The organism is Mesorhizobium sp. M2C.T.Ca.TU.002.02.1.1, assembly GCF_003997225.1.
The window spans coordinates 1-1,014 of record NZ_RZTO01001298.1 but is presented as its reverse complement, the minus strand read 5'-3'; the positions used below and the strand labels follow the sequence as shown (position 1 = coordinate 1,014).

Genomic DNA, 1,014 nt, shown 5'->3' with positions numbered 1-1,014 from the left:
GCATCAGCGCCATGAACACCAGGATCAGCACCGGCCGCACCAGATAGGTGGGCGACAACGCCAGCAGCGCCCAGGAATTGGCGCGCGCCAACCCTTGCAGTAGATCGCCGAGCGCGATCATCGGCAGGCAGATTACGCCGAGGATGAAGGGGATGACGTAGTAGTTCTCGATCCAGTCGGAGGCGAGCCAGACGCCAAGCGCGCCCAGCCCCGCGACCAGCGTCGAGGCGACGAGCACGAAGAGGCGGCTTGCCTGCACGATGCCGCGCAGCTCGGCCAGCATGCCGCGCTCGCGATACTCGGGGATGAAGCGGATGACGGAGGTGTGGAAGCCGAGGCAGGCGAGATTGCCGACGATGACCATCGTCACCCAGACCAGCACCGAGATGCCGTATTCGAACGATCCCATCCAGCGCGCCATCAGCACCTGGCTGACAAAGGCGATCAAGGCGCTGACGATGCGGATGGAAAAGGCGATGAGCGACATGCGCCCGGCTTCGCCGCGCTCGTCGGCGGTGAGCAGCACGGCATCGATGCGGCCAAGCAGCGGCCGCATGCGCAGCGCCCAGCGCTGCGGCAGGAACCGCCCGGCAGTCGTCGCCGCGGAAAAGCGCACCCCGAATACTCTCCGTTTTCCGCCTCTTTCCAAGGTTTCGGTCTACCCGAAACACCTTAAGAAACGGTTGGGTGGGATGCTTCCTTCTCCCCGTCACTATACGGGGAGAGGATGCCGGCAGGCAGATGAGGGGCGGAGCCGGCCTTGGAAATTTGGGATGAACCGCGTGTCGAAGAGGTTCCTTGCGGGAGGGTTCCTAAACACAGTGATCATCCTCTGTCAGACTACGAGCGGCGGCCAATCGCAATCGCCGGCGCCGCCCCTCATCCGGCCCTTCGGGCCACCTTCTCCCCGTGAAACGGGGAGAAGGAAAAGGTGTTCACATCCCCTTCATCGCGTCGCAGGACACATTCGGGTTCATGTCGGCGAAGGCGCCGGTCGGGTTCTGCTTCCAGGCC

At 64.0% G+C, this 1,014-nt stretch carries 1 protein-coding gene; it reads right to left on the bottom strand.

All coding sequences use genetic code 11. The annotated features are described in order from the left end of the window. A partial coding sequence (locus EOD07_RS35615; RefSeq protein WP_164772910.1) for an oligosaccharide flippase family protein occupies positions 1–616 on the bottom strand: 616 nt, incomplete at its 3' end. Positions 617–1,014: the final 398 nt, after the last annotated feature.